The sequence below is a fragment of the Spirabiliibacterium pneumoniae genome (genome assembly GCF_014884995.1).
Lineage (GTDB): Bacteria > Pseudomonadota > Gammaproteobacteria > Enterobacterales > Pasteurellaceae > Spirabiliibacterium > Spirabiliibacterium pneumoniae.
In genome coordinates this window covers 192,971-219,366 of the sequence record NZ_JABMII010000006.1, presented here as the reverse complement: position 1 = coordinate 219,366, position 26,396 = coordinate 192,971, and the positions used below count along the sequence as shown (strand labels likewise).

The 26,396-nt window shown below is 47.0% G+C and carries 26 protein-coding genes; 20 read left to right on the top strand and 6 right to left on the bottom strand.

Translation table 11 applies throughout. The features are described from left to right. Positions 1-59 precede the first annotated feature (59 nt). The gene (locus tag HPC38_RS06165) at positions 60-1,274 is read right to left on the bottom strand and encodes a pyridoxal phosphate-dependent aminotransferase (protein ID WP_208120408.1); all 1,215 of its coding nucleotides are present in this window, start codon (positions 1,272-1,274) and stop codon (positions 60-62) included. Between the two features lie 135 nt (positions 1,275-1,409). On the opposite strand from HPC38_RS06165, the gene HPC38_RS06160 reads away from it, so the two are divergent. The 8 genes from HPC38_RS06160 to accC all read left to right on the top strand — a co-directional run bounded on the left by HPC38_RS06160 (position 1,410) and on the right by accC (position 9,558). Continuing rightward, a complete protein-coding gene (locus HPC38_RS06160) occupies positions 1,410-2,690 on the top strand; it encodes an isochorismate synthase (protein WP_208120407.1) in 1,281 nt (426 codons plus the stop codon). A 2-nt stretch (positions 2,691-2,692) separates the two neighbouring features. Beyond that, positions 2,693-4,396, top strand: coding sequence for a 2-succinyl-5-enolpyruvyl-6-hydroxy-3-cyclohexene-1-carboxylic-acid synthase (gene menD / locus HPC38_RS06155; RefSeq protein WP_208120406.1), 1,704 nt, complete (start codon positions 2,693-2,695; stop codon positions 4,394-4,396). After that, positions 4,389-5,126 carry a 2-succinyl-6-hydroxy-2,4-cyclohexadiene-1-carboxylate synthase gene (menH, locus tag HPC38_RS06150; protein WP_328805245.1) on the top strand — a complete coding sequence of 246 codons (738 nt, stop codon included), beginning with the start codon at positions 4,389-4,391 and terminating at the stop codon, positions 5,124-5,126. Before menD ends, menH begins: the two co-directional genes overlap by 8 nt. 9 nt (positions 5,127-5,135) lie before the next feature. Then, a complete protein-coding gene (menB, locus tag HPC38_RS06145; protein ID WP_208120405.1) occupies positions 5,136-5,993 on the top strand; it encodes a 1,4-dihydroxy-2-naphthoyl-CoA synthase in 858 nt (285 codons plus the stop codon). A 38-nt stretch (positions 5,994-6,031) separates the two neighbouring features. Further along, on the top strand, positions 6,032-7,021 hold the full coding sequence (menC, locus tag HPC38_RS06140; protein WP_208120404.1) for an o-succinylbenzoate synthase: 990 nt from the start codon (positions 6,032-6,034) through the stop codon (positions 7,019-7,021). A gap of 97 nt (positions 7,022-7,118) precedes the next feature. Next, positions 7,119-7,559 carry a type II 3-dehydroquinate dehydratase gene (aroQ, locus tag HPC38_RS06135; protein ID WP_208120403.1) on the top strand — a complete coding sequence of 147 codons (441 nt, stop codon included), beginning with the start codon at positions 7,119-7,121 and terminating at the stop codon, positions 7,557-7,559. 146 nt (positions 7,560-7,705) lie between these two features. Then, complete coding sequence (gene accB, locus HPC38_RS06130; protein ID WP_208120402.1) at positions 7,706-8,161, top strand: acetyl-CoA carboxylase biotin carboxyl carrier protein; 456 nt, start codon at positions 7,706-7,708, stop codon at positions 8,159-8,161. 56 nt (positions 8,162-8,217) lie between these two features. Continuing rightward, positions 8,218-9,558 carry an acetyl-CoA carboxylase biotin carboxylase subunit gene (gene accC, locus HPC38_RS06125; protein ID WP_208120401.1) on the top strand — a complete coding sequence of 447 codons (1,341 nt, stop codon included), beginning with the start codon at positions 8,218-8,220 and terminating at the stop codon, positions 9,556-9,558. 41 nt (positions 9,559-9,599) lie between these two features. On the opposite strand, the gene pssA is transcribed toward accC, so the two are convergent. Further along, on the bottom strand, positions 9,600-10,967 hold the full coding sequence (gene pssA / locus HPC38_RS06120) for a CDP-diacylglycerol--serine O-phosphatidyltransferase (protein WP_208120400.1): 1,368 nt from the start codon (positions 10,965-10,967) through the stop codon (positions 9,600-9,602). A 137-nt stretch (positions 10,968-11,104) separates the two neighbouring features. Between pssA and HPC38_RS06115 the strand changes: the two genes are divergently transcribed. Further along, positions 11,105-12,118: a TrmH family RNA methyltransferase gene (locus tag HPC38_RS06115; protein WP_208120399.1), complete on the top strand. Its 1,014-nt coding sequence runs from the start codon at positions 11,105-11,107 to the stop codon at positions 12,116-12,118. Here the strand turns inward: HPC38_RS06115 and HPC38_RS06110 are convergent, their stop codons facing one another. Beyond that, positions 12,119-12,379 (bottom strand): YfhL family 4Fe-4S dicluster ferredoxin, encoded by a 261-nt coding sequence (locus tag HPC38_RS06110; RefSeq protein WP_208120398.1) that lies wholly within the window; start codon positions 12,377-12,379, stop codon positions 12,119-12,121. It lies immediately after the preceding gene. Positions 12,380-12,466: 87 nt separating this feature from the next. On the opposite strand from HPC38_RS06110, the gene HPC38_RS06105 reads away from it, so the two are divergent. The 3 genes from HPC38_RS06105 (at position 12,467) to fbaA (ending at position 15,654) form a co-directional block, all read left to right on the top strand. Beyond that, the gene (locus HPC38_RS06105; protein ID WP_208120397.1) at positions 12,467-13,207 is read left to right on the top strand and encodes a ribonuclease T2 family protein; all 741 of its coding nucleotides are present in this window, start codon (positions 12,467-12,469) and stop codon (positions 13,205-13,207) included. A gap of 145 nt (positions 13,208-13,352) precedes the next feature. Next, positions 13,353-14,513, top strand: coding sequence for a phosphoglycerate kinase (pgk, locus tag HPC38_RS06100; RefSeq protein ID WP_208120396.1), 1,161 nt, complete (start codon positions 13,353-13,355; stop codon positions 14,511-14,513). Positions 14,514-14,571: 58 nt separating this feature from the next. Continuing rightward, on the top strand, positions 14,572-15,654 hold the full coding sequence (fbaA, locus tag HPC38_RS06095; protein ID WP_208120395.1) for a class II fructose-bisphosphate aldolase: 1,083 nt from the start codon (positions 14,572-14,574) through the stop codon (positions 15,652-15,654). 58 nt (positions 15,655-15,712) lie between these two features. On the opposite strand, the gene cpxA is transcribed toward fbaA, so the two are convergent. The 3 genes from cpxA to mutH all read right to left on the bottom strand — a co-directional run bounded on the left by cpxA (position 15,713) and on the right by mutH (position 18,616). Further along, on the bottom strand, positions 15,713-17,146 hold the full coding sequence (gene cpxA / locus HPC38_RS06090) for an envelope stress sensor histidine kinase CpxA (protein WP_208120394.1): 1,434 nt from the start codon (positions 17,144-17,146) through the stop codon (positions 15,713-15,715). 19 nt (positions 17,147-17,165) lie between these two features. Then, the gene (locus HPC38_RS06085; RefSeq protein WP_208120393.1) at positions 17,166-17,882 is read right to left on the bottom strand and encodes a response regulator; all 717 of its coding nucleotides are present in this window, start codon (positions 17,880-17,882) and stop codon (positions 17,166-17,168) included. 62 nt (positions 17,883-17,944) lie between these two features. Next, positions 17,945-18,616, bottom strand: a complete 672-nt coding sequence (mutH, locus tag HPC38_RS06080; RefSeq protein ID WP_208120392.1) for a DNA mismatch repair endonuclease MutH — start codon at positions 18,614-18,616, stop codon at positions 17,945-17,947. Between the two features lie 568 nt (positions 18,617-19,184). Between mutH and rppH the strand changes: the two genes are divergently transcribed. From rppH to clpX, 8 genes are all read left to right on the top strand, one after another. Further along, on the top strand, positions 19,185-19,805 hold the full coding sequence (gene rppH / locus HPC38_RS06075) for an RNA pyrophosphohydrolase (protein WP_208120391.1): 621 nt from the start codon (positions 19,185-19,187) through the stop codon (positions 19,803-19,805). Next, entirely contained in the window at positions 19,802-20,593 is a 792-nt protein-coding gene (locus HPC38_RS06070; protein ID WP_208120390.1) for a sulfite exporter TauE/SafE family protein, read from the top strand. The genes rppH and HPC38_RS06070 overlap by 4 nt, the downstream gene beginning before the upstream one ends. A gap of 16 nt (positions 20,594-20,609) precedes the next feature. Beyond that, a complete protein-coding gene (gene lgt / locus HPC38_RS06065) occupies positions 20,610-21,410 on the top strand; it encodes a prolipoprotein diacylglyceryl transferase (RefSeq protein WP_208120389.1) in 801 nt (266 codons plus the stop codon). A gap of 8 nt (positions 21,411-21,418) precedes the next feature. Further along, positions 21,419-22,270 carry a thymidylate synthase gene (locus HPC38_RS06060; protein WP_208120388.1) on the top strand — a complete coding sequence of 284 codons (852 nt, stop codon included), beginning with the start codon at positions 21,419-21,421 and terminating at the stop codon, positions 22,268-22,270. 71 nt (positions 22,271-22,341) lie between these two features. Beyond that, on the top strand, positions 22,342-22,788 hold the full coding sequence (lysM, locus tag HPC38_RS06055) for a peptidoglycan-binding protein LysM (protein ID WP_208120387.1): 447 nt from the start codon (positions 22,342-22,344) through the stop codon (positions 22,786-22,788). Positions 22,789-23,006: 218 nt separating this feature from the next. Then, entirely contained in the window at positions 23,007-24,305 is a 1,299-nt protein-coding gene (gene tig, locus HPC38_RS06050; RefSeq protein WP_208120386.1) for a trigger factor, read from the top strand. A 135-nt stretch (positions 24,306-24,440) separates the two neighbouring features. Then, positions 24,441-25,040 (top strand): ATP-dependent Clp endopeptidase proteolytic subunit ClpP, encoded by a 600-nt coding sequence (gene clpP, locus HPC38_RS06045; protein ID WP_208120385.1) that lies wholly within the window; start codon positions 24,441-24,443, stop codon positions 25,038-25,040. Positions 25,041-25,042: 2 nt separating this feature from the next. After that, positions 25,043-26,299, top strand: a complete 1,257-nt coding sequence (clpX, locus tag HPC38_RS06040; RefSeq protein WP_208120384.1) for an ATP-dependent protease ATP-binding subunit ClpX — start codon at positions 25,043-25,045, stop codon at positions 26,297-26,299. The last annotated feature ends 97 nt before the right edge of the window (positions 26,300-26,396 follow it).

Sequence of the window (26,396 nt, the reverse complement as noted above, 5' to 3'; positions counted from 1 at the left end):
GTGCGGTCTAACCGCACTTTATATTCCAGTAATCCCATAAGCTAGTAGGGGAGAGAACGTTATTGTCGATAACCGCTTAAGAATTTTTCTAATTGCTTAAGTGCGGTTTCAAGTTGTTGCACGTGTGGGAGGGTGACGACGCGGAAGTGGTCGGGTTGATGCCAGTTGAAGCCGCGGCCATGCACGAGTAGAACCTTTTCTTGTAACAGTAAATCGAGCACAAATTTCTCATCATCGTAGATGCTGTACATATGTGTGTCGATTTTCGGGAACATATACATCGCACCCATCGGCTTCACACAACTGATGCCTGGAATGCTGTTGAGCATCTCATAGGCTTTGTTGCGCTGCTCCAAAAGCCGCCCACCGGGGAGAATATATTCGTTAATGCTTTGATAGCCCCCAAGTGCGGTTTGAATCGCATGTTGCATCGGCACGTTGGCACACAGGCGCATGGAGGCGAGCATATCTAAGCCTTCAATGTAGCCCGCTGCGGCGTGTTTCGGCCCGTGGAGCAACATCCAGCCTTGGCGAAAGCCTGCAACCCGATAGGCTTTAGATAACCCATTGAAGGTCACCGTTAGCAGGTCAGGTGCAAGGGCGGCGATATGGTGATGCACTGCGCCGTCGTAGAGAATTTTGTCGTAGATTTCATCGGCAAAGATGATCAATTTATTTTGGCGCGCCACTTCCGCAATTTGCAGCAACAATTCGCGGCTATAAACCGCCCCTGTTGGGTTGTTCGGGTTGATAATCACAATCCCTTTGGTGCGTTCACTGATTTTGCTTTTGATGTCGTCAATGTCAGGAAACCAATCGGCGCTTTCATCGCACATATAATGCACTGCTTTGCCACCCGAGAGTGTCACCGCCGCCGTCCACAGTGGATAATCTGGCATCGGCACCAGCACTTCGTCGCCGTCGTTGAGCAGCGCTTGCATCGACATCACAATCAGCTCAGAGACGCCATTGCCGATATACACATCATTCACCGATGGACTGCGCAGGCCTTTGGATTGGTAATATTGCACCACCGCTTTGCGCGCAGAATAAAGCCCTTTTGAGTCGCAGTAACCTTGTGCAGTTGGTAGGTTGCGCATCACATCGACTAAAATTTCATCGGGTGCTTCAAAACCAAACGGGGCAGGATTGCCAATGTTGAGCTTGAGAATTTTATGTCCTTCTTCTTCAAGACGCAGTGCCTCTTTGTGCACCACGCCGCGAATATCATAGCAGACGTGTTCTAATTTATCTGATTTCGGAAACGTGTTCATTGGCAGTCCTTAAACTAAGCGATCATTGCCTTTACTTTACGCTTTTGGCGCAAAAAATTAAAGATTTTATCCGCAATTTTTGCAAAAGTGCGGTAAAATTCTCCCTTTATTGAATTGATCGAGTTTGGGGTTTTTGTGCTGAATTGTTGGGCATCATTACAACGCGCGCTCCACACCGCTTTGCGCAGTGCCGAGGAAAACTGGCAAGATTATTACGCCCTGAGCTGCACTGTGCCTATCAGTCAAGACGATGCTAGTGCACTGTCATGGCTTAAAGGGCAACAGCATTTCCCGCAGTGTGTTTGGCAGCCGCGTAATCAATCGCACCTCACCCTGGCGTTGGGGCAGGTGGCATTGTTAAGTGACCTTGCTTGTGCGCAGGCGGTGGTGGATCGCACCGCGCTGAGTTTAATCGGCGGGGTGAAATTTGATGGTAGCGCGCAATTTTTATTGCCTCGTTTAATGCTATCGTGTAGCGAAACGGCGATACACGCCACCTTGTGTTTGCAAGCAGGCGAAGAGAAAAGTGCGGTTGCGCACTGGCTTGACGGCTTGCGTGAGCCGTTACCTATTGCGCCAATAACAACGGCATTGCGTTTTACTAGCCAAGCTTACAATCAAGCACAATGGTGTGCCTTAGTGACGCGAGCACTTGCGGCAATTGATGCAGGCGAATTTGTCAAAGTGGTGCCTGCACAGATGAAATGTTACGACTTTGACAGCCCATTTTGCGCACTCGACTTTATTGCGCATGCGAAAGCACAGCAGCCACAGTGTTATGGCTTTTTGTGGGCACAAAGCCCAACGCAAGCCTTTTTTGGCATCAGCCCAGAGCGTTTTTACCACCGCACAGGATGCCTGCTGCACACTGAGGCGCTAGCAGGCACGGTGAAGTGCGGTGAGCACACTGTTGATAATCAGCGCGCGTTGGCGTGGCTGATGCAAGACAATAAAAATAGCCACGAAAATCATCTTGTGGTGGAGGATATTGTGCACAAGCTCACGCCACTTGCATATCAGATTGAAGTCGGCGAACTGGAAGGGCGCGTGTTGGGTTATGTACAGCATTTGGCACGCCCTATCAGCGCACGCCTGAAAAGTGCGGTCAGCGATGCGCAATGCACGCACGCCATTCACCCCAGTGCTGCGGTGGGCGGGCTGCCGAAAGCGCCTGCCTTGGCCTTTTTGAAGCAGCACAATATCGAGCGGGGCTGGTATGCGGGCACGTTTGGGTTGATGAGTCAAAAGTGCAGTGAATTTTGCGTTGCGATCCGATGCGCTGATCGCATAGCGGGGCAAATTCGCGTTTACGCTGGCGCAGGGATTGTGAGAGGATCTGATCCCTTGCTAGAATGGCAAGAAATTGAACGCAAAACAGCAGGGATTTTGTCTGTTTTGCATTATAACGGGAGATAATCATGTCGGTTGCACTGTTTAATCGCGTTTGGGCGCGTGTTATTTTAACCGCACTTATCCGTCAAGGGGTGCAGCATATTTGCATTGCGCCAGGATCGCGCTCAACCCCTTTAACGCTTGAAGCCGCGCGTTTTGCGCGCGAGCAGCGCGTGCGCGTGCATACGCATTTTGATGAGCGCGGGCTGGGATTTTATGCTTTAGGCTTGGCGAAATCCAGCGAGCAATGTGTTGTGATCATCACAACATCTGGCACAGCTGTGGCGAACCTTTATCCTGCGGTGATTGAAGCCTCACTCACTGGTGTGAAATTGGTGGTGCTTTCAGCCGATCGTCCTGTGGAACTTTTACATTGTGGTGCCAATCAATCTATTGAGCAACAAGGGATTTTCGCCGATTATCCCGTAGCGGCACTGAATTTGCCGCGCCCGAGCGAGGAACTTAAGCCCCAGTGGTTGTTGAGTGTGCTCAGTGAGGCGCTATTCAAACAGCAGCAAGGTGGCGTGGTGCATATCAATGCGCCATTTGCAGAACCGCTTTATGGTGTAGATGAAAGTGCGGTCAATGCCCACCCCTGGCTTGAGCCTATTCAACCGTGGCTTAAAAGCAGCCAGCATTGGCGCATTTATCCCCACGGGCAGCGCGAGGTGTTAGTGCATGAAAATTGGGATGAGTGGCGCACCAAACGCGGCGTGATTGTGGTGGGCAAGCTCGGCGCGCGCGAACGCATGGGCTTGGCACAGTGGGCGCAAACGCTCGGCTGGGTGATGATCACTGATATTCAATCAGGGATCGCCGCACCGTTACCACATGCGGATATTTGGCTGGCTAATGAGGCGGTGCGCACCAAACTCTTGAACGCCGACATTGTGATTCAATTCGGGCGACAAATCATTAGCAAACGCGTTCAGCAATTTTTGGCGACCTTTTCGGGCGAATTTTGGCAGGTGGACACAATGGCAAGCGCTTGTGATCCGCACCATCATCATGCCACTCGCTTTGTGGCGCCTGTGCATCACTGGCTACGCGCACACCCACCATTGCGTCAACGTGAGTGGCTACTGGAGCCTTTAGCATTATCAAAATTTTGTCGCGAATTTATCGCTCAACAAGTCGGTGGCAAGCTCAATGAGGCGTCATTAGCGCATTTTGTGGAACGGATTTTGCCACGCAATGGCGTATTATTTTTAGGCAACAGTTTATTTGTCCGTTTGGTTGATGCCCTAGGCTTTTTGCCAGAGGATTACCCCGTGTTCACCAATCGTGGCGCCAGTGGTATTGACGGCTTAATTGCCACAGCCGCAGGCGTTGGGCAAGCCACTGGGCAGCCGTTGGTGGCGATGATAGGTGATGTCAGCGCGCTTTATGATCTCAATTCGTTGGCGTTGTTGCGCCAAGTGCCGCAGCCAACTATCGTATTTGTGATCAACAATAATGGCGGGGCAATCTTTAATATGCTGGGCGTTGAACAAGATGTTAAAGACACCTTTTATCGTATGCCGCATGGGCTGGAATTTGCGCAAGCGGCGGCGATGTTTGGTTTGAATTATCAGCGCCCGTACACATGGGCGGATCTCAATACGGTTCTCAAGCAAGCCTACGCGCGCAAAGAAACCACGCTGATTGAAATTAAATCAGCCCCAAGTGAAGGCAGCGATATTTATCGTAATTTATTAGACCAAATTGCTAAGGCGGTGATCGGTGGCTAAGCCCATTGCAGTATTTTTACACGGCCTGCTAGGCGACAAACAGGACTGGCAGGCGGTTGAAAAACAACTTGCCATTGATACCTTAAGCCTTGATTTGCCTTTGCATGGTGAAAATCGTGATGTGAGCGTGGAGAGTTTTTTTGATGTGGCGTGTTGGCTTGATGGCGAACTGGAGAGTTATCGCAAACGCCCGCTGATTTTGGTGGGGTATTCTTTGGGCGCACGCATTGCACTGTATTATAGCTATGCGTTTTTGCCGAAAGGGCGGCAACCGCACTTGCTAATACTTGAGGGGGGCAATCTTGGTTTAAATGACCCGACCGCTCGTCAATTACGTTGGGAGCATGATACCCTATGGGCAGAACACTTTGCCCATCATCCCATTGATCAAACATTAAGCGTATGGTATCAACAAGAGGTGTTTGCTTCACTTTCCCCTAGCGCGCGCAACGCATTGCTGGAAGCGCGTGCAGGCAACGATCCTATGGCCATCAGCCAAATGCTGCTTGCCACCAGCCTTGCAAAACAGCCGTGTTTTATCGATTCGGTGAAAAATAGCCCTTTTTCGGTGCATTATGTGTGTGGCGAGCAGGATCAAAAGTTCTGCCAAATGGCGCAAGAGCACGCACTCATCACACACACCATCGCCCACGCTGGGCATAATGCGCACCGTGAAAATCCCAAAGCCTATGCGGCAGTGTTGACCGCACTTTTTAAATCATTGTTATAAGGATAATCCATGTTATACCCAAGCGAAGAAATATTATATGCCCCTGTTGAGTGGGTCGATTGCAGCCGTGATTACAGCGATATTTTGTATCACAAATCCCCCGACGGCATTGCGAAAATCACCATCAACCGCCCACAAGTGCGCAACGCCTTTCGCCCACAAACGGTGAAAGAGATGATCCACGCCTTCTCTGATGCCCGTTTTGATGAAAAGATCGGCGTTATTGTGCTCACTGGTCAAGGTGAAAAAGCCTTTTGCGCTGGCGGCGATCAAAAAGTGCGCGGCGATTATGGCGGCTATAAAGATGAAAGTGGCGTGCATCATCTCAACGTATTGGATTTTCAGCGCGATATTCGCACCTGCCCAAAACCGGTGGTGGCGATGGTAGCGGGCTTTGCCATTGGCGGTGGTCACGTGCTGCACATGATGTGTGATTTAACCATAGCGGCCGATAATGCCGTGTTTGGGCAAACGGGGCCAAAAGTCGGCTCGTTCGACGGCGGCTGGGGTGCAAGCTATATGGCACGCATCGTAGGGCAGAAAAAGGCGCGCGAAATTTGGTTTTTATGCCGCCAATACAGCGCGCAAGAAGCGCTTGATATGGGCTTGGTCAACACCGTAGTGCCGTATGCTGAACTTGAACGTGAAACCGTGCGCTGGTGTCGCGAAATGCTGCAAAACAGTCCAATCGCCCTGCGTTGCTTGAAAGCCGCATTGAATGCCGATTGCGACGGGCAAGCAGGCTTACAAGAACTGGCTGGCAATGCCACCATGCTCTTCTACATGACCGAAGAAGGCCAAGAAGGGCGCAACGCCTTCAATCAAAAACGCGAACCCGATTTCAGCAAATTTAAACGTAACCCGTAAGATAAAGTGCGGTTGACCGCACTTTGACTGCAAAAGGAATGATTATGCGATCATATCAACTTTATCACTACACCATTCCAATGGATTCACAGGTGGTGCTGCGTAACCGATTTTTAAAACAGCGTGAGGGCTTGCTGGTTCACGTAAAGTGCGGTGAGCATGAAGGCTGGGGTGAGATTGCACCCTTGCCAGAATACAGCGCGGAAACGCTCGAGCAGGCTTTGGTGCAGGCGCGTGCATGGCTTGAAGATTGGTCGGCGCTGCGTTGCCCATGCGAAAAAATGTCGCTCACAGGGCTTTATCCGTCGGTGGCGTTTGGACTAAGTTGTGCGATGGCGGAGCTTAGCGGAAAGCTAGGTGAGGCGATGAACACCCACAGTGCGCCGTTGTGTTATGGCGATCCTGATGAGCTTTATGCCAAATTGGATAAAATTGAAGGTGAAAAAGTCGCTAAAATCAAAGTCGGGCTTTATGAAGCGAATCGTGACGGGCTGATTGCCGATATGTTTTTAGAAGCCATCCCTGACTTGCAGTTGCGTCTTGACGCTAATCGTGTATGGACATTGGAAAAAGCGCGCCAGTTTGCTAAATACGTCAAACCTGAGCACCGCGCACGTATTCAATTTATCGAAGAGCCGTGCAAAACACCGCAGTTGAGCCTTGAATTTGCGCGTGAAACGGGCATTGCGTTAGCGTGGGATGAAAGCGTACGCGAACCGCACTCTGACGTGCAAAAAAATGAATGGGTGCGAGCCATCGTGATTAAACCGACGCTGATTGGCAGCCTTGAGCGTTGTGTTGAGTTGGTTGAGCAAGCCCACGCACAGGGTATGCTGGCGGTGATCAGCTCTTCGATTGAATCCAGTTTTGGGCTGACACAACTCGCACGCATCGCGGCGCAATATACGCCAAAGACCACGCCAGGGCTGGACACCTTAGATCTCATGCAAACTCAGCTTGTGCGCCCATGGAAAGGTTCATCATTACCCATCGCAGGGCTTGAAAGCGAATTTATCACCGCACTTTAATGTCGAGTTTGTCACAAAATTCGTGGAAAATGATGAGAAAAGTGCGGTTATTTGATAAAACTTGCGTATAATGGCATAAATTTAAAAAGGACACGGCATGAACATTTTATTACTCAATGGCCCTAATTTGAATATGCTCGGCAAGCGAGAGCCTGAGCATTACGGGCGCTTGACACTGGCACAAATTGAGCAAAATATGGCGCAAGAGGCGCAAACATTAGGCGTGACGTTGGCGTGCTTTCAAACGAATAGCGAAGTGGAACTCATTGATAAAATTCACCAAAGTTTTCAAAAAGTGGATTTCATCATCATCAATCCTGCAGCCTTCACCCACACCAGCGTGGCGCTGCGCGATGCGCTGTTAAGCGTGGCAATTCCATTTGTGGAGGTACATTTGTCCAACGTGCACGCGCGCGAGCCGTTTCGTCATCATTCCTATTTGAGTGATAAAGCTGTCGGTGTGATTTGTGGCTTGGGTGCGCGGGGTTATCATTATGCGCTGCGTTTTGCCGTTGATTATTTGCAGCAAAAAGGGTAAATTGTGCGCCATCTTGGCTAATTTCAACGAAATTTATCGCAATTTTCCCGAAATTAGGGTAGTCTAGCCAAAATTACCGTAGTGTTATTTTTAAAGGCTGAAATTATTTTGGCTTGAAATTGATAAACAAAAAGTGAGCGAACGTAATGGATATTCGTAAAATTAAAAAGTTAATCGAGTTAGTTGAAGAGTCGGGCATTATGGAAATTGAAATTTCCGAAGGGGAAGAGTCTGTGCGCATCAGCCGTGGCAGTAGTGCGCCACAAGCGGTGCAATATACCCTCCCACAAGCTGCTCCTATGCAAGCTGCGCCAGCCTCGCCAGTTGCCAGCGAAAGCTCAGCACCAGCGCTACCTGCAACGCCTTCAGGACATGAAGTTCGCAGCCCAATGGTGGGTACATTCTACCGCTCACCAAGCCCTGAAGCTTCGCCATTTATTGAAGTGGGCAGCCAAGTGAAAGTAGGTGATCCATTGTGCATTGTGGAAGCAATGAAAATGATGAATCGGATTGAATCCGATAAAGCAGGTGTTGTGAAAGCGATTTTGGTTGATGATGGCGACGCGGTTGAATTTGATCAAGCACTGATCATTATTGAATAATTATCCAACCGCACTTTTTGTTTAAAAGTGCGGTTTGACTATCTTGGATTGAGTGTATGTTAAAAAAAGTTGTGATCGCTAACCGTGGTGAAATTGCGTTGCGCATTTTGCGAGCTTGTAAAGAGCTGGGCATTAAAACCGTTGCAGTGCATTCTACCGCAGATAGAGATTTAAAACATGTTTTGCTCGCCGATGAGAGCATTTGTATTGGGCCAGCACCATCTAGTAAAAGCTATCTCAACATTCCAGCATTGATTGCTGCTGCTGAAGTGACTGGTGCTGATGCTATTCACCCAGGCTATGGCTTTTTGTCAGAAAATGCTGATTTTGCAGAACAAGTTGAACGCTCAGGCTTTATTTTCATCGGGCCAACTGCGGATGTGATTCGTTTAATGGGTGATAAAGTCTCTGCCATTAATGCGATGAAAGCCGCGGGCGTGCCATGTGTGCCTGGTTCAGATGGCCCATTGGGTGGTGATATTAAGAAAAATCTTGCGATGGCAGAAAAAATTGGTTATCCCGTTATCATCAAAGCCTCAGGCGGTGGCGGTGGCCGCGGTATGCGCGTGGTACGTGGCCCTGAAGAACTAGAACAAGCCATTGCTATGACTAAATCTGAGGCGAAAGCAGCGTTTAATAACGATGTTGTCTACATGGAAAAATACCTTGAGAACCCACGCCATGTGGAAATACAAGTGCTGGCCGACACCCATGGACATGCGGTGTATCTCGCTGAGCGGGATTGTTCAATGCAGCGTCGCCACCAAAAAGTGGTAGAAGAAGCACCAGCACCTGGCATTGATGCCCAATTGCGCAAGGATATTGGACAACGTTGTGCCAATGCGTGTGTAGAAATCGGTTACCGCGGAGCGGGCACATTTGAATTTTTGTATGAAAACGGCGAATTCTATTTCATTGAAATGAACACCCGTATCCAAGTGGAGCACCCAGTAACTGAGATGATCACAGGGGTTGATTTGGTAAAAGAGCAGTTGCGCATTGCCTCAGGCATGCCGTTGTCGTTCAAGCAAGATGACATCAAAGTGCGTGGGCATGCTATCGAATGCCGCATTAATGCGGAAGATCCACGCAACTTCTTGCCGTCGCCTGGCAAAGTCACCCGCTTGCATACTCCAGGCGGCTTTGGTATCCGTTGGGATTCGCACATCTACGATGGCTACACAGTGCCACCGCACTACGATTCTATGATCGCCAAGTTAATTAGCTACGGCGAAACCCGTGAAGAAGCGATTACGCGTATGCGTAATGCGCTATCTGAAGTGATTATTGAAGGATTAAAGACCAATATTCCATTGCATGAAATGATTATGGAGGACGAGTCTTTCAATCGTGGCGGCAGCAATATCCATTATTTGGAGAAAAAACTCGGGCTATAACCGCACTTTTACGTTGAAAACGGCGCAAGTTGCGCCGTTTTTTATAGTATCATTTTGACAATAGTATCTGCTTTTATCCGTTTAAAGCGTGTCAATAAACGTTTAACTTGTGCAGGATAATCCTCCAGTCTATCGAGAAATTGATAGTTGTGCAAAATGGATGTATGTGAGCGAATAATTTCAAGTTCTCTATTCGTATCGGTAAGTAATTCATGCTCAGGATCATGGATCAGCAACCCATTTTCGGCATCTAAACGCCATGCACGAGGATTTAGATTGTTCCCTGTCAATAAGATATAATCATTATCTACCCAAACACCTTTTAAATGATAAGAATTTTCATTATGTTGCCAAATCCGTATCGTGAGCAGTTTTTCAGTAATTTCTGTTTGGAACTTTTTACAAAAATTGCATAAATTCATTTCGTATAAATAAGGTAATGCGGATGCCATGTGAAATGGCGCATCAGGGGGAGTATAAAAATCACTCGCAGTTTTGTCACCGACAATAATTTCCACTTGTTTTCCATCATTAATCAATTGTTTGATTTGATGTTGCAAATAGCGAGGTAAATTAAAGTATGGTGTACAGATTATCAGTTTTTGCTGTACTACATTGAATAAATTTTCAATAGTTGTATTGAGTAAATTATGGTTGCCTAAGCCAAAAATCGGTGCGATTTGCAGCTGTGTTTCGCTTAGAGCTTGCCCATTTGGGACAATGTATTGTCCTTCACTGGCGAGTGTTTTACGGTACTGACGCACTTGCGGGCGCAAAGTGCGGTCAAGATTTTCACCATGATCAAGGCGTTTGACCACTGTGTCGTTAAGCACCACATGCTGCACAAAATTGACCATAGCATTGGCTAGTGGTGCATTGGTGATTTTTTGATAACGGTCATAGCGGTAGCGCTCATGCTGATGCAGATAGACATCATTAATGCTCGCGCCGCTGTAAAGTACCGTGTCGTCAAACACAAAGCCTTTTAAGTGCAGTACGCCAAACAGCTCACGGGTATTGATCGGTATACCCCAAAAGCAGATTTCTTGCTCTGCTGGCAGGTTGTGCGCAAGGCGTTGTTGTTCATACCACTGGGCGTTGGTTTGGCTCTCTTCCTCACCGAGGCGCCCACGTTGCGCGCGGTGGAGATCCACTAGCACACAAACGTCCATCTCAGGGTGGGCTTTTTTGGCGCGATAAAGTGCGTCGAGAATTTCTTGACCAGCATTATCGTTTTGCCAATAAAGTGCGGTCATGATAATACGATGACGCGCAGATCCGATCAAATCCAACAGTGTTTGTTTAAACGCTGCTGGTGAATCAATAAACGCCACATCACTGGCTTTTTGTGGCAAAAACGCTAAACGATTAAGCTGTTCAATTGCATGATAATAGTTAGTATTTTGCATAATATCTGAATAAAGCCATATTCATAAACGGTTAGTTTACTCTGAAATGGTGTAATTTAACAGAAAAATCAAAAACCGCACTTTGTGCTAAAAATTTGTTATACTGAAACTTTACTATCCCAGCAAGACAAGACACCATGAGCGAGCAAGTTAATAAAGGCAAACCTGTATTCCAGCAAACGAAAAGCAAACAGCGTTTTTCAGATAAAAAATCTCCCCGTTTTGAGCATAAGCAAGACGACAAGCCGCGCCGTGGCGTGAGCAAAGCGAAACCTGCGCGTGAGCCAGAAGGTTTTGTCTGGGCGCAAAGCGAAATGGCGGCACAAAAAGCGGGGCGTAATGCTCGTGGTGAGGTGAAAGTGACTATCAAAGGTGACGTGGGTGTAAAAAAAACCGGCCCCCTGTCGCCACGGGCGCCTGAAAAAATCCGCAAAAATCGTGATGAAGAGATGAAAATCTATGGCGTTGAAGCCTGCCTTGCTCGTTTTAAACAGCGCCCTGAAAGCATTGTGCGGCTGTGGGCAACGGTGGAAATGAGCCACAAACTTGGCGAGCAGCTGAGCTTTCTTGCCAGCCAAAAAAAGGTCTATCATATCGTCAGCAGCAATGAGTTGGCACTCGTCAGCGGCAGTGAACATCACGGTGGAATGTGTTTATTAGTGAAAAAAACGCCGCCTATGGCATTGGAGCGTTATCTTGCGCAGGCGAAACGGCAAGACTGTGTGCTGGTGTTAGATAATGTACAAAATGCGCACACATTGGGTGCGATTTTGCGCGCGGCGGCCTTTTATGGCGCAGGTGCGGTGATTAGCGAAGATGCGAACACGCTGGCTAGCCCCCTCGCTGCGAGGGTGGCAGAAGGGGCACTAGAACACGTTAGCGTGGTAGACAGCCTTTCGCTTGCGGCGAGCATTGCCAGATTGCAACGTGCTGGCTATCAGGTTATAGCGATAACCCAAGACAAACAGGCCAGTGCCCTTAACAAAGTGCGGTTTGCAGACAAGCTCGCACTCGTGTTAACAGACAACAGTGAAGCGTTAGCGTGCGCGGTGGACGAGACCGTGGTACTGTCATTTGATAACCCGTTGACGAAAGGACTGAATGCGGCGGTGAATGCGGGCGTGGTGATGTCGCGCTGGTATTTCCGTTAATTATAATTTATCGCTGTGGTGGAGCAGTGCGAAGCGCTCCCACAGTGTTTCTTCCGATTCCACGTGGGCAGGATCGGTAATGATGCAGTTGTTGATCGGGCAGACTTTTTGGCAGGTAGGCGTGTCATAATGCCCCACACATTCGGTGCAGAGGGCTGGATTGATCACATAGATCTCCGCACCAAAGCTGATTGCCTCATTCGGGCATTCAGGCTCGCACATATCGCAGTTGGTGCATTTTTCTGTGATGAATAACGCCATGGCAAAATTAATAATTTGTTGTTGGTGATAAAAAGGGCGTAGATTATAATCTAAAAGCGAATGAAAAACCAAATTTAAGGGAACATAATGAAGTTAACCCCCGCTCAATTACGTCAAGCCGTGCGCATTATTGTAATTATCATCTCGGTGGTGGTGACCGCACTTTTCTATTCTCGCCAACAAACCCCTCCGCCTGCTAAGCCTGCCAGTGAGCCACAATCGCATCAGCAAAGCCAAAGTGCGGTCAGGGAGGACACCAATCGCGATTATGACGTTTCTCTTGCGCAAGACAAACTCGGCCAAAATACGCACGCGAAGGTGGATTATTATATGCTGGTGCTCTCGTGGTCACCTGCTTTTTGCGCTGAGCAGCGCGAGCAATACGGCAAAAATTTGCCGCAAGCCGTGCAATTTCAATGCAACAGCAAAACCCACTTTGGCTGGGTGGTGCACGGGCTGTGGCCGCAAAGTGCGAAAGCGCGTGATATTGGCGATCACCCTCGTTTTTGCCAAGGTGATTTGCCTGCCGTTGACCGCACTTTGCTGAACCAGTATTTAACGATGTCGCCAGGATTGCAGTTATTGCAAGGCGAGTGGGAAAAACACGGTGCCTGCGCATTCGCACAACCTCAGGCATATTTTGAACAAACTGCGCGCCTCTTTCATAGCCTCACGTTGCCACAAGAAAATTTGCGCAAAGGTGATTTGTTTCGCTTTATGCGCCAACACAATCCGCAGTTGGCGGGCAAATACATGGCGGCGAGTAAAACAGAACTGAAAATTTGTTACGATTTATCATGGCAGCCGATGGACTGCCCGATGAAATAGTAAAGTGCGGTTTTGACGTTAATCAAGGAATTATTTAATTGTTTAAAATAATGGCCTGTTGTGCGCATTTTACATTGAGATGAAAGATGAAGTTGTTATAATTTAGCAGTATTGATTTTTATTTTTAACCAAAAGAGGACTTATTATGTCAGTAATTAAAATGACCGATTTAGATCTGAGTGGCAAACGTGTGTTGATTCGTTCAGATTTAAACGTGCCTGTCAAAGATGGCAAAGTGACATCCGATGCGCGTATTAAAGCATCTATCCCAACCATTAAACGCGCGTTAGAACAAGGCGCAAGCGTGATGGTGACCTCCCACTTCGGCCGCCCAACGGAAGGGGAATACAATGCTGAGTTCTCTTTACAACCTGTGGTGGATTATCTGAATAAGGTGTTGGATGTGCCAGTGCGCTTAGAAAAAGACTATTTAAACGGCGTTGATGTGAAACCTAACGAACTGGTTGTGTTAGAAAACGTGCGTTTTAACAAGGGTGAGAAAAAAGATGCGGATGATTTAGCCAAACAATATGCCGCACTGTGCGATGTGTTTGTGATGGACGCGTTCGGCACCGCACACCGCGCACAAGCCTCAACCCACGGTGTAGCTAAATTTGCGCCGATTGCCTGCGCAGGCCCTCTACTGGCGAATGAATTAGATGCCTTGGGCAAAGCACTGAAAAACCCTGCACGCCCAATGGTGGCTATTGTTGGCGGTTCAAAAGTGTCAACTAAATTAACCGTGTTGGATTCTTTGGCAAAAATCGCTGACCAATTGATCGTCGGTGGTGGCATCTCTAATACCTTTGTGGCGGCACAAGGCTTGAATGTGGGTAAATCATTGCATGAGCCTGATTTGATCCCTGAAGCAAAACGCTTGTTGGGTGAATCTGATATTCCAATGCCAACCGATGTGCGCGTGGGTAAAGAATTTTCTGAAACCGCACCAGCAACCGTGAAACCTGCAACTGACGTGCAAGATGATGAAGAAATTATGGATTTGGGTGACAAGTCAGCAGAAAAATTGGCTGAAATCATCCGTGGCGCCAAAACCATTTTATGGAATGGCCCTGTGGGCGTCTTTGAGTTCCCGAATTTCCGCAAAGGAACTGAAATTGTTGCCCGTGCCATTGCGGAAAGTGATGCGTTTTCTATCGCTGGGGGTGGGGACACCTTAGCAGCAATTGATCTCTTCGGCATCGGCGATAAAATTTCTTATATTTCAACCGGTGGTGGTGCCTTCTTAGAATTTGTGGAAGGTAAAGTATTACCTGCCGTTGCGATTTTAGAAGAACGCGCCAAATAACTAGCTTAATAATACAAGGCGAGACACACTCGCCTTCCCTTTCTAGAAGGATATGACTATGTCTAAAATTTTCGATTTCGTAAAACCTGGCGTGTTGACAGGTGATGATGTACAAAAAGTCTTTAAAGTGGCCAAAGAAAACAACTTTGCGTTGCCAGCGGTGAACTGCGTTGGTTCTGACTCTATCAATGCTGTGCTAGAAACGGCCGCACGTGTAAAAGCGCCTGTGATTGTGCAATTCTCAAATGGTGGCGCGGCGTTCTATGCAGGCAAAGGCATTAAGTTGCCAGAAGGTCAACGTGCCGACGTGTTAGGCGCGATTGCAGGCGCTAAACACGTTCACCAAATGGCGGAGCACTACGGCGTGCCAGTGATTTTGCACACTGACCACTGTGCGAAAAAATTGCTACCATGGATTGATGGTATGCTTGATGCAGGTGAAAAACACTTTGCGGAAACAGGCAAACCGCTCTTTTCTTCTCACATGATCGATCTTTCCGAAGAGCCGTTAGAAGAAAATATGGCAATCTGTAAAAAATATCTTGAGCGTATGTCTAAAATTGGCATGACGTTGGAAATTGAACTGGGCATCACTGGTGGTGAGGAAGACGGTGTGGATAACTCAGATCGCGATCCAATGGATTTGTACTCTAAACCAGAAGAGATTGACTACGTTTATACTGAGCTGTCAAAAATCAGCCCACGTTTCACTGTTGCGGCCGCATTTGGTAACGTACACGGCGTGTATAAACCAGGTAATGTGAAATTGACCCCGAAAATTTTGAAAGCAGGTCAAGATTACATCCGTGAAAAACACGGCTTAAGCGATGAAAAACCAGTTTCTTATGTGTTCCACGGTGGTTCGGGTTCAACTCATGAAGAAATTCAAGAAGCCGTAGGCTATGGTGTGGTGAAAATGAACATCGATACCGACACACAATGGGCCTCTTGGAACGGTATCTTGCAGTACTACAAAGCCAACGAGGCGTATTTGCAAGGCCAATTGGGCAATCCAACAGGTGAAGATGCACCAAATAAAAAATACTACGACCCACGCGTATGGTTGCGCAAAATGGAAGAGTCAATGTCTAAACGTTTGGAACAATCGTTTGACGATCTCAACTGTCGCAACGTACTGTAATTAATTGATAAAGTTCGACCGCACTTTGATAAAAGTGCGGTTTTTTTATCTCTGAATTTTAGCTTTTAATGGGCAGGATAATCTGAATGCGTAGACCACCGAGCGGGCTTTTGCTCGCTTTTACACTGCCGCCGTGCTGTTCAATGGCATTAGCTACAATCGACAAGCCCAGCCCTGTTCCACCTGTGGTGCGTGCACGCGCTTCATCAGTACGATAAAACGGTTTAAAGATCCGTTCATATTCACTATCAGGCACGCCTTTGCCGTTGTCATCAACTAAGATTTCCAGCTTTGATCCATGTAATTGTGTAGTAGTTAAATGTACCTCGCCGCTCGCATATTTAAACGCATTGCGGATCACATTTTCCAGCGCACGTGCGAGCACTTCGCTGTTGCCGAGCATAAAGAGTTTTTCAGGGCGCTGGACAAATTGCGAGAAGACAAAAATAATGTTGCGTTCTTGGCTTTCAAAATAGGCGTCTTCGACCACGTTTTCCCAAATATCAATGATTGGGAAGGTGGTGCGGTTGATTTCAATTTTGAAGTAATGGCGCGACATCTGCAGCAACTGCGCGATCATTTTATCCATCCGCTCAATTTCCGTTTCAATGCGAGTCACTTCGCTAGTTTCACCATTACGGCGACGAAGCAAAGAGGTAGCGAGCTGTAAACGAGTAAGTGGCGTGCGCAGTTCATGTGAAATGTCGGAAAGCAGGCGTTGCTGTGAATGGATAACGTTATCCACAGAGCTTATCATTTGGTTAAAACTTTTGCCCACCTCGCGCAGTTCTTGCGGACCCGATTTTTCCAATTCTGGCATCACTTGCAAATGCCCGTTACTGATGTCATTGGCGGCATTGCGCAGGCGTTTAATTGGGCGCGTGAGGCTAAAAATCAGCAAAATCAGCAACGGTGTTGAGGTGACCATCAGCAATGAGAGCATCACCAGTGGGTGATCAAAGATAAAGTTAACAAATTCCCGCTGTGGGTTGACCGTTTCAATAAAATAGAGCAAATACGGCTCAGCATCGGTAAATGGGTACGATGATACAAAAGGACCAACCACATCAAGATTAGAAAAACGACGTTTTTTAGGGGATAGCGGGTCAGCGGATTCCCGTACAAATTGAAATAATGCGCTGGCTTGTTCTTGACTCGGTGCGCCGAGCACATCGTCATAATTATTCGGATTGACCAAAGCGACATGGAAAGTCTGCTTTTTGTCTTCTTTATCTTTGTTTGCCCCCGTATCGGGTGCATTAGGATCAAAATATTGCAGATCGTGTAAGGTGTTGTCTGTTGAGAGGCGGATCACTTTGGTTTGGTAAAAATGAATATCTTCTTCGGAAAGGGCGTTAAGGTTACGGGCATCCATGTTAGGGATAAAAAAGGCGATGCCCATTAACGCAAAGAAAGAGAACCAAATCAGCCAAAATAGGGAGAAGATTTTAAAATTGATAGAGTTTATCGTTGGATAAAACCGCCACCCCATAACAGCACCTTTTGTGAAATTAGCTTTCGGTTACTAGCAGATAACCCCGCCCACGCAAGGTTTTCACCCATGGTAGATCGTCACTGCGTTCAGGTAATTTTTTACGCAGGTTCGATACATGCATGTCAATCGAGCGGTCAAATGGGGCTAAACGCTTGCCTAAAATCTCAAGGCTGAGCAACTCTCGGGACAAAATCTTGCCCTGATGTTTGATTAAGGTATAAAGCAAGGCAAATTCAGTCCCTGTCAAATCCAAATCTTGGTTGCCATACATCGCTTGTTGGCGACCAGGGTAGAGTGTAACCCCAGCAAATTCAACTTGTGTATGTTCGTCAATATCAATATGGGATTTTTCACTGGCTTCATCATTAGCATTTGCGGTGCGACGCAAAATCGCCTTAATGCGTGCGACCAACTCGCGATCATTAAACGGCTTAGCAATGTAGTCATCGGATCCAAGTTCTAGACCTAACACGCGATCAATGTCATCGCCACGAGCGGTGAGCATAATGATCGGTGTAGTGTAATGTTGACGGATGCGCTTGAGCGTTTCAATGCCGTTGAGTTCAGGCATCATAATGTCCAGTAAAATCAAATCATGGGTGGCATTAAGGGCATCGAGTGCCTGCAAACCGTTATACACTGTTTCCACCTCGAACCCTTCAAGTTGCAGCACTTCTGAGAGAAGTTCTGTCAATTCAATATCGTCATCGACCAGTAAAATTTTCTTTGCCATTGCTAATTTCCTTATTTGTTAATACATTAGCGTCGCACACTAAGTAGTAATCTTACTACACTTTAACGATTGAGAAAATCCTGTAGAATTTTTTGAGTGAAAATTTTACGTAAATAAAAGCCCAGTGGAAGGGTTTGAATTGAATTTCCTTTTACATCAAAACCGCGCGTGCGTTCACGGCTATTGGCACCTTTCGGCCGCAGCTGGAGCACTTCCCCTACGCGAGCATTAATTTTGCCATAATCACCCAGCACAATCATTTCCATTAATTCTTCCCAATCTCGTGCCAATTGTTGTTCTTGCTCGGCACTGGGCTGCCATAAAATCGGCATGCCCACACGACGTTGTCCCAGTGGAATATGGCGTTCACCCTCAACGGGAATCCACAGCACTTTTTGCAATTTTTGTCGCACATGGCTCGTTTCCCACAACACGCCTGTGTTATCTGTCAGCGGCGCGAGACTCACAAACGTTGTTTCTAAGGGCTGATTTTGTCCATCCACGGGGATGGTTTTTAGCTCGATCCCAAGGGCTACGAAGTCGGGCTGCGCTTTCGATCCAGCGTCGGCACCCAGTGCCATTTCCAATAGCGTGCCCACCCAACCTTTATGGCGGCGCAAATCCGCAGGCACGGCAACATCGTGCATTGCCGCGATCTCACTTAATGTTAGGCCTGCTAGCATCTGCGCACGAGAGAGCAAGGCTGTTTGAGTTTCAGGCGCTTTGGTTACCATAAACAGGATCACATTGTATTAGCATGGTCGTCATTATATCAATGACACCCCGTGAGGTAAAATGCGCGATATTTCATCAGTATGACCGCACTTTGACTTCCATCTTTAATAACTTTTTATCTCTCTGATTTAAATTGAAAATAAAAAGTGCGGTTAGGATTTTTTAGCGCTATAAACAGTTGCTCAACTACTCACGCACAATGTTATCCACAAAAAAAGGGGATAAGCCAGTCACGATTGTTTACTGGATCGTTTAATGATCGTGGTGGTGCATTTTTATCTCAAATTCTGTGCAAAATAGTGGGCAAATTCACCTATGGTTAAATTTTACCCTGCCAAAATGCACAACCGCACTTTGGCAGGCAAAGCCCACCACTACTGCATTTAGACCAATAGACGGGATAAAGGTTCACAGTTGTTAAACCGATTGCGCACACAGTTATCCACAAAAATTGTGGACAGGCGCGCAAAACCACACTTTCGTTTTGTCACAGGCGTCGAATTGGTTGTCAGCACAAGCAGAATATGAAACAATCGCGCTATAAACGAATTGAAAAAAGGGATAACCGTGATCGATTTCGATGGATATCGACCGAACGTAGGCATTATTATTTGTAATGCCCAAGGACAGGCGCTATGGGCCAAACGCTTTGGGCAAAACTCGTGGCAATTCCCGCAAGGTGGTATCAATGAGGGCGAAACGCCTGAGCAGGCAATGTTTCGTGAGCTTTTCGAAGAAGTGGGGCTTTCTTCCAATGATGTGCAAATTTTAGCCGTATCCAAAGGCTGGCTGCGCTACAAGCTGCCTAAGCGGCTGATTCGCCCTGATACTAATCCAGTGTGCATTGGGCAAAAGCAGCGTTGGTTCTTGCTGCGCTTAATTTGTGCGGAGAGTAAAATTGATTTAAACGCCACGAAACATCCTGAATTTGATGGTTGGCGCTGGGTGAGCTATTGGTATCCTGTGCGTCAAGTTATTGCGTTTAAGCGGGATGTGTATCGTAAAGTGATGAAAGAGTTCGCTCCCACTGTGATGGCTTATGCCCAGCAACAGGCCACAGGCGCGGTGCAAAGTGCGGTGCGCAAGCCTAAAAATTACAAAAAGCGCCCACGTCGCTGGCGTGGTGAGGATAAAGTGCCTAGCTCATTTCAGCGTGAAAATGAGCGTAATCCAAGGGGGGATAAGTGATAACAGTCATTATCGTCTGTTTGTTAACTGGCGCCGTGGCGGGCTTTTTCTCTGGCTTGTTTGGTATCGGTGGTGGTACGATTATTGTACCTGTTATGCTTTATATTATGCCTTTAGTTGGCGTGCCTGATGCGCAATTGATGAATGTGGCGCTTGGGACGACCTTTGCCTCTATTATGATGACGTCTTTTGCCTCCGCACTACGGCACTATCGTCTTGGTAATGTGGACATGGCGGCAGCCAAGTATATGATTCCTGCACTGGTGGTTTCGATTTTTATTGCAGGGCAGTTTGTGGCTTATTTGCCCAAAGCTATTACCAGCAAACTATTTGCGCTGATGGTACTTTATTTGGCGCTTAAAATGATTTTATCCATCAAACACGCGCCTGCCAATAAACCGCTCACGCCGAAATCGTGCCTGATTGGCGGCAGTGTGATTGGCGTACTCTCTAGCTTTGCAGGCATTGCGGGTGGTAGCTTTATTGTGCCGTTTTTAAACGCACGCGGGCTTGAGATGAAACGCGCCATCGGCACCTCTTCAACATGCGGGATCTTTTTAAGTATGTCAGCGATGCTCAGTTTTATGATCAGTGGTTGGAATCAACCTATGATGCCTGGCTATTCCATTGGCTATGTCTATTTACCAGCCGTCATTTTACTGACGCTCACGTCATTTATGACCACAAAAATTGGCGCTAATCTTGCCAGTACGCTGCCGGTGGCAACACTGAAAAAGGCTTTTGCTGTGCTGTTGCTGGTTGTAGTTGCTAAAATTTTACTGCACTAAACTAATAAGGATAGTTATGAATTCATATATCGCCTTTCCAAACTTTGATCCTGTGATTTTTGAGTTTGGACCCATTGGATTGCGTTGGTATGGCTTGATGTATTTAATTGGTTTTATTTTTGCTCGCACACTCGCCGTACACCGTGCTAAAAAGCCCAATAGTGGCTGGACGGTCGATCAAGTCGATAATTTGCTGTTCAACGGCTTTTTAGGCGTGTTTTTAGGTGGGCGAATTGGCTACGTATTGTTTTATCATTTTGACTTTTTCTTGCAAGACCCGCTCTACCTTTTCCGTGTGTGGGAGGGGGGAATGTCATTCCACGGTGGCTTGTTAGGGGTGATTATTGCCATGTGGCTCACCGCCAAATGGCAACATCGCCACTTTTGGGCCACCGCTGATTTTGTCGCACCGCTTATCCCATTTGGCTTAGGTGCTGGGCGAATTGGGAACTTTATTAACGACGAACTCTGGGGGCGAGTGACTGATGTGCCGTGGGCGGTATTATTCCCATCAGGTGGTTATTTGCCACGCCATCCATCACAGCTCTACGAAGCTTTTTTAGAAGGCGTGGTGTTGTTTATCATCTTAAATCTGTTTATCAAAAAGCCACGTCCACAGGGTTCGGTGGCGGGCCTATTTTTGCTCTGTTATGGCATCTTCCGCTTTGTGGTGGAATTTTTCCGCGAACCCGACGCCCAACTCGGCCTTTTCTTCGGCCAAAGTGTCTCCATGGGGCAAATTCTCTCTCTACCAATGATCATCATTGGCGCAGCCATTATGCTGGTGGCGTATAAACAACGTAAAAGTGCGGTTTAGGAGGGGCTATGCGACAATATCTTGACTTATGCCAACGGATTATCGACCACGGGCAGTGGGTGGAAAATCGACGGACAGGCAAGCGTTGTTTGACGGTGATTAATGCGGATTTAGAATATGATGTGGGTGGCGGGCAGTTCCCACTGATTACCACGCGTAAAAGCTATTGGAAAGCGGCGATTGCGGAGTTTTTAGGCTATATTCGTGGCTATGACAACGCAGCGGACTTCCGTGCACTGGGCACAAAAACCTGGGATGCGAACGCAAATCTTAACCCTGATTGGTTGCAAAGCCCTCACCGTAAAGGGGAAGATGATATGGGGCGTGTTTATGGCGTGCAAGGGCGTCGCTGGCGTAAGCCTAACGGCGAATGCGTTGACCAGCTTGCCAAAGTGGTGGAACACTTGCGCCAAGGCATTGACGACCGTGGCGAAATCATTACCTTTTATAACCCAGGTGAAAGTGAGCTGGGTTGCCTGCGCCCGTGTATGCATACGCATACCTTCTCGTTACTTGGCGACACACTTTATTTAACCAGTTATCAGCGTTCTTGTGATGTGCCATTAGGGTTGAATTTTAATCAAATTCAAGTTTACGTGTTTTTAGCGTTAATGGCGCAGATCACGGGGCATAAAGCAGGCAAGGCATATCATAAAATTATCAATGCGCATATTTACGAAGATCAACTGGAATTAATGCGTGATGTACAACTTAAACGTGAGCCATTCCCCTTGCCAAAACTGATCATTAACCCAGAGATAAAAACATTACAGGATTTAGAAACGTGGGTCACGATGGCAGATTTTAAGGTGGAGGGGTATCAATCCCATGGGCCAATTGCCTATCCATTTTCGGTGTAATGATTGATTTAACCTTCAAAGTGCGGTATTAATAACACGAACTTTTAACGCTTTTAGCTAAGGATAAAAAAATGGGACTATTTGATTTTGTTAGTGACATCGGTAAAAAACTCTTCAGTAAAGAAGAAGACGCTTCTAAAGCAGTGACAGAGCACATCAGTGAAGACAACCCTGGTGTAGAAAACGTCAATGTAACTGTTGAAAATGGCGTGGCGAAAATTGAAGGCCAAGCTAAAGATGCAACCGCACTTGAAAAAGCAATTTTGATGGCGGGCAATATTGCAGGCATTACTAAAGTAGAAGCCGACGGGGTAACCGTTGCCAGTGGCGAAAAAGTCGAAGACTCAGAGGATGCGTTTTACATCATCCAAAAAGGTGACACGTTGTGGAAAATTGCTGAGCGTACTTATGGCAACGGTGCAAAGTACACCGCCATTGTTGATGCCAACAAAGAGGTGATCAAAGACGCGGATAAAATCTTCCCAGGGCAAAAAATCCGCCTGCCAAAAGGGTTGTAATTTTCTCCCTGCGTAAAAGCCTAGCTGTGGTCTAGGCTTTTCACTTTTTGCGACCGCACTTTGCTTTTTTGTTTAAATAGTAAACAAATATCCGCTTTTCGCTGTTTACATCTCGACGAAATTCGTTTCAATCGGTATAATCTAGCGTCTATTTTATTCATTCGGTGTTTGTCGATAAGTTTTGTGACGCCGAGATCATCTGAATTTTGAGGTAAAAAATGCAATCTTCTGTAGAATCAACACAAGGTCTTGAGCGCCTTATCACAATTACTGTGCCTGCAGCCGACATTGATGCGGCAGTGCGTGAAGAAATGAAACGTGTGGCAAAAAATGCCCGCATTGACGGTTTTCGCAAAGGTAAAATCCCACCAGCGATTTTAGAACAACGTTTCGGTGCGTCTGTTCGTCAAGATGTGTTGAACGATTTAATGCAAAAAAGTTTCTTCGATGCCGTGATGCAAGACAAAATCAACTTTGCAGGCCGCCCAACGTTTGAGCCTGAGCAATATGAACTTGGCAAAGATTTCGTGTTCAAAGCGCGCGTTGAAGTGTATCCAGAAGTGGAGTTAAAAGGTTTAGAAGAGATTAAAGTGGAAAAACCTGTTGTTGACGTCACCGAAGCCGACATTGACAATATGGTCAACGTGTTGCGTAAACAACAAGCTACATGGAAAACTATCGACGGCGCTGCTAAAGCTGACGATCGCGTTACTATCGATTTTGACGGCAGCGTAGATGGCGAAGCCTTTGAAGGTGGCAAAGCGCAAGATTATGTTTTATTAATGGGGCAAGGCCGCATGATTCCAGGCTTTGAAGACGGCATCGTTGGTCACAAAGCAGGTGAAAAATTCACGATTGATGTGACCTTCCCAGAAGAATACCACGCAGAAAATCTTAAAGGCAAAGCGGCTAAATTTGAAATCAATTTGAAAAAAGTTGAAGAGATGGAATTGCCTGAAGTGACTGATGAATTCGTGCAAAAATTTGGCCCGAATACCAAAACCGTGGCTGACTTGCGTGCCGAAATTAAGAAAAACATGGAGCGCGAGCTGAAAAATGCGGTGATGACACAAGTCAAAAATCAAGTGATTGATGGCTTATTAGCGCAAAATGAAATCGATGTGCCAAAATCGGCGGTTGAGCAAGAAATTGATGTGTTGGCAAAACAAGCGATGGAACGTTTTGGCGGCCAAGCCCCAAAAGATTTCCAATTGCCACGCGAAATTTTTGAAGAACAAGCCAAACGCCGTGTGCAAGTGGGCTTGTTGCTCGGTGCGGTGATTTCAAGTAATGAATTGAAAGCCGATGAAGCACGCGTGAAAGCGATGATTCAAGACATTGCAGCCGCTTACGAACAACCAAAAGAAGTGGTGGAATACTACAACTCAAACAAAGAATTGCTCAACAACATCCGCAATGTGGTGCTTGAAGAGCAAGCGGTGGAAAAAGTGTTAGAAAAAGCACAAGTGAGTGATAAAGCCGCCACCTTTGATGAGATCATGAACCCACAAGCCTAAGGCGTTAACGGTAATTAAAGTGCGGTCTGTGACCGCACTTTTTGTTTATGGTGCAAAAAAGTGCGGTTTTTGGGATTTTTCTCCCAATTTAAGCTAAAATAAGCCCCACTAATCAAGAGACGAAAAGAGGATTTTATGGCATTAGTTCCAATGGTGGTCGATCAAACCTCCCGCGGTGAACGCTCTTACGACATTTATTCCCGCTTGTTAAAAGAACGTATTGTGTTTTTAAGTGGTGAAGTGGAAGATAATATGGCGAATTTGATTGTCGCCCAGCTGTTGTATTTAGAATCAGTGGATCCTGAAAAGGATATTCACCTTTACATCAATTCACCAGGTGGTGTAGTCACCGCGGGCTTAGCCATTTACGATACCATGCAATTTATTAAGCCTGATGTTAGCACGCTGTGCGTGGGACAGGCTTGCTCTATGGGCGCATTTTTGCTTGCTGGTGGTGCCGCAGGCAAACGCTTTGCACTGCCACACGCGCGAGTGATGATCCACCAGCCACTCGGCGGTTATCGCGGGCAAGCCAGTGACATTCAAATTCACGCACAAGAGATTTTGAAAATTCGTAAAACCTTAAACGAGCGCATTGCCCATCACAGTGGTAAGCCGTTAGAACAAGTGGAAAAAGACACCGATCGCGACAACTTTATGTCGGCGCAACAAGCCAAAGAATATGGCTTGATTGATGATGTGTTGACCTCTCGCAACGAAGCAGTGAGTGAATAATTATGGCAGATGATAAAGACAAATCCCAAGTGCGTCGTTGTTCGTTTTGCGGCAAAGATGAACACGAAGTGGAACGCTTAATTTCAGGCATTGACGGCTATATTTGTGATGAATGTATCGACTTGTGCCATGATTTGATGTCGGGTGATGGCAACGATGAAAGTGCGGTTGAAGCGCCAGCGAAAGACGATTTCGCCAATCAAAAATTGCCAACGCCGCATGAAATCCGCCAACACCTCGATGACTATGTCATCGGTCAAGACCACGCCAAAAAAGTGCTAGCGGTGGCGGTATATAACCACTACAAACGCTTGCGTAATGAAGTCAAAGGTGATGTTGAGCTGGGTAAAAGTAACATTTTGTTGATTGGGCCAACGGGTAGCGGTAAAACCTTGCTGGCGGAAACGATGGCGCGCATGCTCAATGTGCCATTTGCGATGGCGGATGCCACCACATTGACTGAGGCGGGCTATGTCGGCGAAGATGTGGAAAACATCATTCAAAAGCTGCTGCAACGCTGTGATTACAAGCCCGAGCAAGCGGAGCGTGGAATTATCTACATTGATGAGATCGATAAAATCACTCGCAAGTCTGAAAATCCGTCGATTACGCGTGATGTCTCTGGTGAAGGCGTACAACAAGCGCTGCTCAAGCTAATTGAAGGCACTGTGGCCTCTGTGCCACCACAAGGTGGGCGTAAGCACCCACAACAAGAGTTTTTGCAAGTGGACACCTCGAAAATCCTGTTTATCTGTGGCGGTGCGTTTGTGGGCTTGGATAAAATTGTCGCCCAGCGTGAAAACGTCCACACAGGCATTGGCTTTGGTGCCGAGGTGAAAGGCAAAAAAGAGAAAGAAGATGTTAGCAAATTGCTGCAAAAAGTCGAACCTGAAGATCTCACCAAATTTGGTTTGATCCCAGAGTTTATCGGACGCTTGCCAGTGGTGGCCTCGCTGACTGAGCTGGATGAAGAAGCGCTGGTGAAAATTCTCACCGAGCCGAAAAATGCGCTCACTAAGCAATATCAAGCGCTTTTTGGTTTGGAAAATGTGGCACTTGAGTTTAGCGATGACGCATTGCGAGCCATGGCGAAAAAGGCCTTAGCACGCAAAACGGGCGCGCGTGGACTGCGTTCTATTCTAGAAGCCGTGTTGCTTGATACGATGTATGACTTGCCGTCGATCGAAAACCTTGAGAAGGTAATCATCGACAAAGCGGTGATCGAAGACAACGAGCCACCTAAGTTACAATACAAGTAAGCTAACGCCAGCTAAGGCGAAATGGGATTGAAGAAGACTAAGCGTGCCTTAGTCTTTTTTATTTGTAAAAGTCGATTTTGCTCAACCGCACTTTGAG

What these genes read in the sequence shown, in the direction of transcription:
- HPC38_RS06165 (WP_208120408.1), bottom strand. Translation starts at nt 1,274, where the DNA reads ATGAACACGTTTCCGAAATCAGATAAATTAGAACACGTCTGCTATGAT.
- menD (WP_208120406.1), top strand. Translation starts at nt 2,693, where the DNA reads ATGTCGGTTGCACTGTTTAATCGCGTTTGGGCGCGTGTTATTTTAACC.
- menB (WP_208120405.1), top strand. Translation starts at nt 5,136, where the DNA reads ATGTTATACCCAAGCGAAGAAATATTATATGCCCCTGTTGAGTGGGTC.
- menC (WP_208120404.1), top strand. Translation starts at nt 6,032, where the DNA reads ATGATTATGCGATCATATCAACTTTATCACTACACCATTCCAATGGAT.
- aroQ (WP_208120403.1), top strand. Translation starts at nt 7,119, where the DNA reads ATGAACATTTTATTACTCAATGGCCCTAATTTGAATATGCTCGGCAAG.
- accB (WP_208120402.1), top strand. Translation starts at nt 7,706, where the DNA reads ATGGATATTCGTAAAATTAAAAAGTTAATCGAGTTAGTTGAAGAGTCG.
- accC (WP_208120401.1), top strand. Translation starts at nt 8,218, where the DNA reads ATGTTAAAAAAAGTTGTGATCGCTAACCGTGGTGAAATTGCGTTGCGC.
- pssA (WP_208120400.1), bottom strand. Translation starts at nt 10,967, where the DNA reads ATGCAAAATACTAACTATTATCATGCAATTGAACAGCTTAATCGTTTA.
- HPC38_RS06115 (WP_208120399.1), top strand. Translation starts at nt 11,105, where the DNA reads ATGAGCGAGCAAGTTAATAAAGGCAAACCTGTATTCCAGCAAACGAAA.
- HPC38_RS06110 (WP_208120398.1), bottom strand. Translation starts at nt 12,379, where the DNA reads ATGGCGTTATTCATCACAGAAAAATGCACCAACTGCGATATGTGCGAG.
- HPC38_RS06105 (WP_208120397.1), top strand. Translation starts at nt 12,467, where the DNA reads ATGAAGTTAACCCCCGCTCAATTACGTCAAGCCGTGCGCATTATTGTA.
- pgk (WP_208120396.1), top strand. Translation starts at nt 13,353, where the DNA reads ATGTCAGTAATTAAAATGACCGATTTAGATCTGAGTGGCAAACGTGTG.
- fbaA (WP_208120395.1), top strand. Translation starts at nt 14,572, where the DNA reads ATGTCTAAAATTTTCGATTTCGTAAAACCTGGCGTGTTGACAGGTGAT.
- cpxA (WP_208120394.1), bottom strand. Translation starts at nt 17,146, where the DNA reads ATGGGGTGGCGGTTTTATCCAACGATAAACTCTATCAATTTTAAAATC.
- HPC38_RS06085 (WP_208120393.1), bottom strand. Translation starts at nt 17,882, where the DNA reads ATGGCAAAGAAAATTTTACTGGTCGATGACGATATTGAATTGACAGAA.
- mutH (WP_208120392.1), bottom strand. Translation starts at nt 18,616, where the DNA reads ATGGTAACCAAAGCGCCTGAAACTCAAACAGCCTTGCTCTCTCGTGCG.
- lgt (WP_208120389.1), top strand. Translation starts at nt 20,610, where the DNA reads ATGAATTCATATATCGCCTTTCCAAACTTTGATCCTGTGATTTTTGAG.
- HPC38_RS06060 (WP_208120388.1), top strand. Translation starts at nt 21,419, where the DNA reads ATGCGACAATATCTTGACTTATGCCAACGGATTATCGACCACGGGCAG.
- lysM (WP_208120387.1), top strand. Translation starts at nt 22,342, where the DNA reads ATGGGACTATTTGATTTTGTTAGTGACATCGGTAAAAAACTCTTCAGT.
- tig (WP_208120386.1), top strand. Translation starts at nt 23,007, where the DNA reads ATGCAATCTTCTGTAGAATCAACACAAGGTCTTGAGCGCCTTATCACA.
- clpP (WP_208120385.1), top strand. Translation starts at nt 24,441, where the DNA reads ATGGCATTAGTTCCAATGGTGGTCGATCAAACCTCCCGCGGTGAACGC.
- clpX (WP_208120384.1), top strand. Translation starts at nt 25,043, where the DNA reads ATGGCAGATGATAAAGACAAATCCCAAGTGCGTCGTTGTTCGTTTTGC.